General features: G+C 43.3%; 8 protein-coding genes and 1 pseudogene. 4 read left to right on the top strand and 5 right to left on the bottom strand.

Features of this window, described 5'->3' with window-relative positions; genetic code table 11:
* Positions 1-261 (bottom strand): ATP-binding cassette domain-containing protein (locus tag PLH26_RS19270; protein ID WP_324587653.1); only part of this gene is annotated, 261 nt, incomplete at its 3' end.
* Between the two features lie 115 nt (positions 262-376).
* Here PLH26_RS19270 and PLH26_RS19265 point away from each other — a divergent pair.
* From PLH26_RS19265 to PLH26_RS19255, 3 genes are all read left to right on the top strand, one after another.
* Complete coding sequence (locus PLH26_RS19265) at positions 377-1,063, top strand: arylesterase (protein ID WP_324587652.1); 687 nt, start codon at positions 377-379, stop codon at positions 1,061-1,063.
* A gap of 175 nt (positions 1,064-1,238) precedes the next feature.
* Positions 1,239-1,544, top strand: a complete 306-nt coding sequence (trxA, locus tag PLH26_RS19260) for a thioredoxin (protein ID WP_324587651.1) — start codon at positions 1,239-1,241, stop codon at positions 1,542-1,544.
* On the top strand, positions 1,537-2,268 hold the full coding sequence (locus tag PLH26_RS19255) for a DUF6568 family protein (protein WP_324587650.1): 732 nt from the start codon (positions 1,537-1,539) through the stop codon (positions 2,266-2,268). Before trxA ends, PLH26_RS19255 begins: the two co-directional genes overlap by 8 nt.
* Positions 2,269-2,370: 102 nt before the next feature.
* Here the strand turns inward: PLH26_RS19255 and PLH26_RS19250 are convergent, their stop codons facing one another.
* The 4 genes from PLH26_RS19250 to PLH26_RS19235 form a co-directional block, all read right to left on the bottom strand.
* Positions 2,371-3,156, bottom strand: coding sequence for a TPM domain-containing protein (locus tag PLH26_RS19250; RefSeq protein WP_324587649.1), 786 nt, complete (start codon positions 3,154-3,156; stop codon positions 2,371-2,373).
* Between the two features lie 180 nt (positions 3,157-3,336).
* On the bottom strand, positions 3,337-3,795 hold the full coding sequence (locus tag PLH26_RS19245) for a TPM domain-containing protein (RefSeq protein ID WP_324587648.1): 459 nt from the start codon (positions 3,793-3,795) through the stop codon (positions 3,337-3,339).
* Between the two features lie 15 nt (positions 3,796-3,810).
* Positions 3,811-4,401, bottom strand: a complete 591-nt coding sequence (locus PLH26_RS19240) for a LemA family protein (RefSeq protein ID WP_324587647.1) — start codon at positions 4,399-4,401, stop codon at positions 3,811-3,813.
* A gap of 55 nt (positions 4,402-4,456) precedes the next feature.
* On the bottom strand, positions 4,457-5,536 hold the full coding sequence (locus PLH26_RS19235; protein ID WP_324587646.1) for a DUF6807 domain-containing protein: 1,080 nt from the start codon (positions 5,534-5,536) through the stop codon (positions 4,457-4,459).
* 165 nt (positions 5,537-5,701) lie between these two features.
* On the opposite strand from PLH26_RS19235, the pseudogene PLH26_RS19230 reads away from it, so the two are divergent.
* Positions 5,702-6,107, top strand: a pseudogene (locus tag PLH26_RS19230) (gfo/Idh/MocA family oxidoreductase); the annotation flags it as partial.

Here is a 6,107-nt window from a genome sequence, read left to right as displayed (position 1 = left end):
ATAACGATTACGGATATATGCTCTTTCATCCTCACTTTTATCATCGAGCTTTATGTTGTTCAATTCAACCGTACCGCCACTCACCCTGTCGAGCCCTGCACATAAACCCAGCAAAGTGGTCTTACCGCTACCCGAAGGCCCCACAATGGCTACAATAGAGCCTGCTTCCACGGTAAAATTGATATCATGAAGTACGGTAAGCCTTCTGGATCCGCTTTGATAAGTTTTGCTTACATCCCGCAAACTGAGTATAGTGTCCATTCGTGATTTTATTTGAAGAAGCAGTGTTCAAATTACTGCGTTTAGGTAAGCACGCTTTAAATTAATGTATTTTTAAAATATACTTAACAGCTTTATGGGATAAATTAGTAATGTTATGCTGAAAATAAAAATTTACGGGATATTACTGCTGATGCTGCATGTTGCCTGCAACGATCCGGATTCAACACCGGCAACCACGGCAAAAGACAGCGCAGGAACAGAAACGCCACCGCCTTCATCTTCGATAAAAAATATTGTTTTTTTTGGAAATAGTCTCACAGCTGGTTACGGGCTTGATCTTTCTGAGGCCTATCCCGCATTGATACAGGCTAAAATTGATTCACTGAAGCTTCCATATAAAGTGATCAATGCAGGGCTAAGCGGCGAAACCACAGCCGGCGGTAACAGCAGGATTAACTGGATATTGAAACAACCTGTACATGTTTTTGTACTTGAACTGGGAGGAAATGACGGACTGCGTGGAATACCGCTTGAAGAAACCAAAAAAAACCTGCAGGAAATAATAAACAAGGTAAAAGAAAAATTCCCCGATGCAAAGCTAATGCTCACAGGCATGCGGGTTCCGCCAAATATGGGACGGACATACAGTGAAAATTTCCATAAGATCTTCACAGACCTTGCCAACAACAACAAAATAGCGCTGCTCCCCTTTTTGCTGGAAGGTGTAGGGGGCGAGCCGGAATTGAACCAGGCCGACGGCATACACCCCACAGCGGAAGGACAAAAGATAGTAGCCGAAAATGTTTGGGCCGTGCTTAAAGGTTTGTTACAGGCAGAATGAGAAAACAACAGGAATCAGATAAACTCCGGGTATTCAATTCGAAACAAATAGAAAAGGAAGAAACGGGAAGAATCAGGTTCGCTTGAAGCCATCCCGGGCAGAGCGTCTCCCTCCGCCTGCATAGCGCTTAATCATTTATCTTTGCATTATTAAGCAATCAATAACGCTATAGTGTATGGCAACATTTTCTGAGCTTATAAATGGCCACAAACCGGTGCTGGTTGACTTTTATGCCACATGGTGCGGCCCATGTAAAATGATGACACCGATCCTTGAAACATTAAAAAAAAGTATCGGGGATGCTGCTACTATTATAAAAATAGATGTAGATAAAAATCCACAAACCGCTGCCGCCTACCACGTGCAGGGTGTGCCTACGCTTATTTTATTTAAGCAGGGGAAAGTATTGTGGCGCCAGTCTGGCGTTGTACAATCAAACCAGCTTCAACAAATCATAAATCAATATGGCGCCAATGTATAAATTATCTATACCGTACATCTTCTTTTTTGCCTTTTTTTCAGTGAATATTTCGGCACAGGAAGCCGGCATACGGCTTCTGCCTCCAAAAGCTTTTGCACAAACCCTGGACTCAACGGCACAAAAACAGATCATTGATGTTCGTACCCCGGAAGAATTTCAATCCGGTCATATTGCAACTGCCAAAAACATTAACATTTATGATACAGATTTTAAAGACCGGCTTAAAAAACTGAACAAAGAAGAACCTGTATTTGTTTACTGCAAGGTAGGCGGCAGGAGTGCGAAAGCTGCAAAAATATTACGGGAACTGGGCTTTACAAATGTATATGATCTGCAGGGTGGCATGATGGCCTGGGAAAGCAATAAGTTTCCTGTAGCAGCGATTGAGAAGGAGGTTAAGAGCGGGACAAACGATTTTACGCTTTCTGATTTCAATAAATTGCTGGCTGATAATAAAATATTGCTGGTTGATTTTTATGCACCCTGGTGCATCCCCTGCCGGCAAATGGAACCATCGCTGAAAAAGCTTTCAAAAGCATATAAGAACCAGGTTACTTTTTCACGTATTGACCTCGATAAAGCCAAACCATTGGCCCGCGATCTGAATATTGAAAGCATTCCTGTGATAGCTGTATATAAAAACGGGAAGGAGCTTAAACGGGTTACAGGCTTTCAGTCAACTTCACAGCTCAGGGAATTGATAAAATATCTACTGAGAAGCTAAAAAATATACAGTCCGGCGACACAAATTTGCTTTGTTCATTCATCCACGGTGCCTTTTTGCCTCATTGGTAAAAACAGTTTTCATGAAGGAAATCTCCGCTTGTTACCAGCTACCGCCTGCACCGCCGCCGCCAAAACTGCCTCCGCCGAATCCGCCAAATCCGCCCGAGCTGCCGCCACCGCTCCAACCTCCGCCTCCCCGGCTTCCACCTCCGCCGGGAAACCAGAATACAGGAGGAATACCTGTTTCGCGATAGCCACGCCGGCTCATAAATGAGCCTCCTCCTCCACCTCCTCCAATGCGGGAAATAATAATAACAATAATGAAGATAATGAATATGATAAGTGGCAATGGCACTCCCTTTTTCTTTCCCCTGTTTGCATATCCCTCCGGTGGCTGGTATTCACCAACAGCGGCTTTCATAATAGCGGTAGTGCCTTCATCAATACCCCGGTAGTAATCGTTGCCTCTGAAATTAGGAAGGATCTCATTTTCAATGATCTGCTTACAGGTTATATCGGGCAAAGCGCCTTCTAACCCATAGCCCGGTGCAATAAAAACTTTCCGGTCGTCTTTGGCAATTAAAAAAACCACGCCATTGTTAAATTCTTTATTGCCCACACCCCACTTGCGCCCTAATGCAGTAGCATATTCGTACGGATCGTAGTCGCCAACCGTTTTTACTATAACTACTGCGATCTGGTTTGACGTGGTATCGTCATAGTTTTTTAACTTATGTTCAAGATTTTCCTGTTGTAACCGGGTAAGCGTACCGGTAAAGTCGTTAACCAGTTGTGGTGGATTTGGCGCGGCGGGAATGATTTTATCAATCTGTGCGGAAACACCCCGGGAGAGAAAGAACAATATGACGAATAAATACCTCTTCATTAATTATAAAATTCCTTATCAGATAATATTCCAATTCTATGATAAGAGCGCTAATAAAATCCGAATTTGAAAATCTGAAATTCGAAATCAATACACAAAGCCAAAAGGAATATATTAAACTTCAAAACACAGGTTGAGCCAGGGACGCCGTAGCAGATACCAAATCTCAAATTATTGCGCTCATTTTCCAAACACAATCTCATCCGGCAATTCATTTTTATCGGTATTGGAGTTATAAGGGAAATGCTCGTGCAGCACCTCCCCTATTTCCTTTAAGATATGGATAATGCCATCGCTATAATGGGCGGCATTGAATTCACTGAGAATATGTTGTACCGCTTTGTTCCAGAAATCCTTTCCCACTTTTTGATGAATGCCTTCATCTCCAAATATGGCCAACTGGTGATCCTTCATGGCTATATACAGTATTACTCCATTGCGTTGTTCTGTTCTTTCCATTTTCAAACCGTAGAAGAGCTCAACGGCCCTGTCAACAGGATTTACGAAACGGCAACGGCTTTCTATGTATACCCGTATCTCCCCACTGGTAAGCTGCTCCGCCTCCCGGATCGCGGATACGATACGCTGATTCTCGTCAGGAGAATAAAAATGCCTGGTTTTAGATGGAAAAAACCTCATGAATTGGAGTAAAGGTTAAAAATTCACTTCCGGTGCAGTTTGAGCACCTGGTTCAGCTGCAAAAAATCCTTTCTCTTTGAATCCAAATATCCCGGCGTACAATGCATTAGGAAATGTTTTTACCACGGTATTATAATCCTGTACTGCTGCATTGAAATCATTACGTGACACCTTGATCCTGTTTTCCGTTCCCTCCAATTGCGACTGCAGGTTAAGAAAATTCTGATTGGCTTTTAGCTCGGGATATCGTTCTACCGTTACCAGCAAACGGCTCAGTGCGCCGCTTAATTCACCCTGCGCCTGTTGAAATTGCGCCATTTTTTCGGGGCTCAGGTCGTCTGCACTAATATTTACTTTTGTGGCGTTGGCCCGTGCCTGAATAACCTGTGTGAGGGTTTCCTGCTCAAAATTGGCCGCCCCCTTCACCGTGTTTACAAGATTGGGTATAAGATCAGACCGGCGTTGGTATTCGCTTTGCACATTTCCCCATTTACCTTTTACGTTTTGATCCAATCCAACCATTTTGTTGTATCCCCCGCATCCACAACCGCCCAACAACAATATAACTCCTATAACGACAATTAAAACAAGATTTTTCGATTTCATATTTAGCGTTTTTATTTAGTAAATGTACATATCAAAATACTAATATCTGTAAAAGTTACTTCGTATTCTGAAAGAAATCTCCCGCCACCAGGTTGATCTCTTCGTTGCTCAGCCTTTGTTTCCCCGAAGCTATTACCACCCTGTAGCGAAAAGTAACGGACTGCCCCTGTTTTAAAGCAAAATTCAACGTTTCCTTACCATTGCTGAATGCTTTTTGACCCAAAGGATTAGCTGCAAACAACCCGTAACCCCGCGCATGCCAGTAAGTAGGGTATCCCGGATTGCGGGGATGATCAATAATAACAATACTGGTAGTATCATCTCCCTGTTTGCCGTACAGCATACACCATTGCGCCCTGGTGCCCCAGGCAGCATCGCCCTCTTTGCCTTCGCTCGTAACATAATTTCCGGAAGGCGCTCCATCTGCACTGCCTTCTACTACCGTTACGTTTCCTTTATCATCCTTAAATTCTTTTTTTTCTTTGGATGGTAGTTCCAGTTCATGCGCTACACGCAGGCCCAGCATCCCGTCTTTTACATCCGGCATATTTACATTTTGGGCTGCGGTAAGCGTAGTGATCCGGTCTATGGTTCTTTTATTTTCATCGGCCCTGAAAATATACGTAGTGGTTTCATTCAGTAACACCTGGTTTTTTTCATTCTCCCAGGCAGCCTGCATTTTTAGCTCTCCTTTTTTCCCACTTTTTGTTTTAAGGATCTTCTTTGTTTTTATCCAGCCGTACCTGCTTTTTTTATCCTGCGGAATAGCGTAAGAATTATTCCAGAAATCAAGCCCGTTCACGCTTTCGTAGTTCAGCCATAAGCCGGTATGGTGGGGGTGATCGGTAGGCTCATTTTTGCGCGGTGCAAATGGAAACCCACGGGTGATCAATTGTCCGTCGGGCGCATATATAGGATACAAAAAGGGCTTTTCGAGCGTATCGGTATACACCAGCTCCGTAAAAGGCTTTCCTTCGGCGGTGATGGTCACTTTTTTTGATGCATCAACCGGCGTTACTTCCACATTGTATGTCTGTAGCTTATTTTTGGAAGATTGGCCGTAAGTCGTTGCAGCAAAAATACAGCCCAGCATAAGCATCAATTGGCCCCAAAAAAAGGATCTGCTTTTTTTCATAATTAAACATTTATAAATTAGTATCCGTTAACCAAACGGTTCTCATTATCTGAACACGATCTGGTTACAGATGCTGCAAAATACTATAATCTGTTTTGTTTACAGCCTCTAAAAAAGATAAAACTACTATTCTTTCACTTAAATTTATTTATCAAAGGATCGCATATGAAAAATTCACGCAGGGAGTTCATAAAAAAAGGGTCGATGGCGGGTTTGGCCACTTATATGGGCACCATGGGGCTCAGCGCTAAAAGCTATCGCAATATCATAGGCGCCAATGACCGGGTGAACGTAGGCGTTATCGGCTATTCAGACCGGTTCAGAGGTTCCTTACTGCCCTCATTCGTTAAGCTGCACAGGGAACTGAACTTTGATATGGTGGCCGTTTCGGATATATGGAAAAAGAGAAGAGAAGAAGGCCAGTCCCATCTTAAACAGCAGTTAGGACACGATATTACCGCCTGTGTAAATAATGAGGCGCTATATGATCTGAAAAATATTGACGCGGTATTTATCAGCACTGCCGATTTTCAGCATGCCCTGCACACCGTTGAAGCGGTAAAAGCCGGGA

Source organism: Agriterribacter sp., from assembly GCF_035444585.1.
GTDB lineage: Bacteria > Bacteroidota > Bacteroidia > Chitinophagales > Chitinophagaceae > Agriterribacter.
Note: the sequence above shows the minus strand (reverse complement) of the source record. Positions and strands in the feature narration are given on the sequence as shown.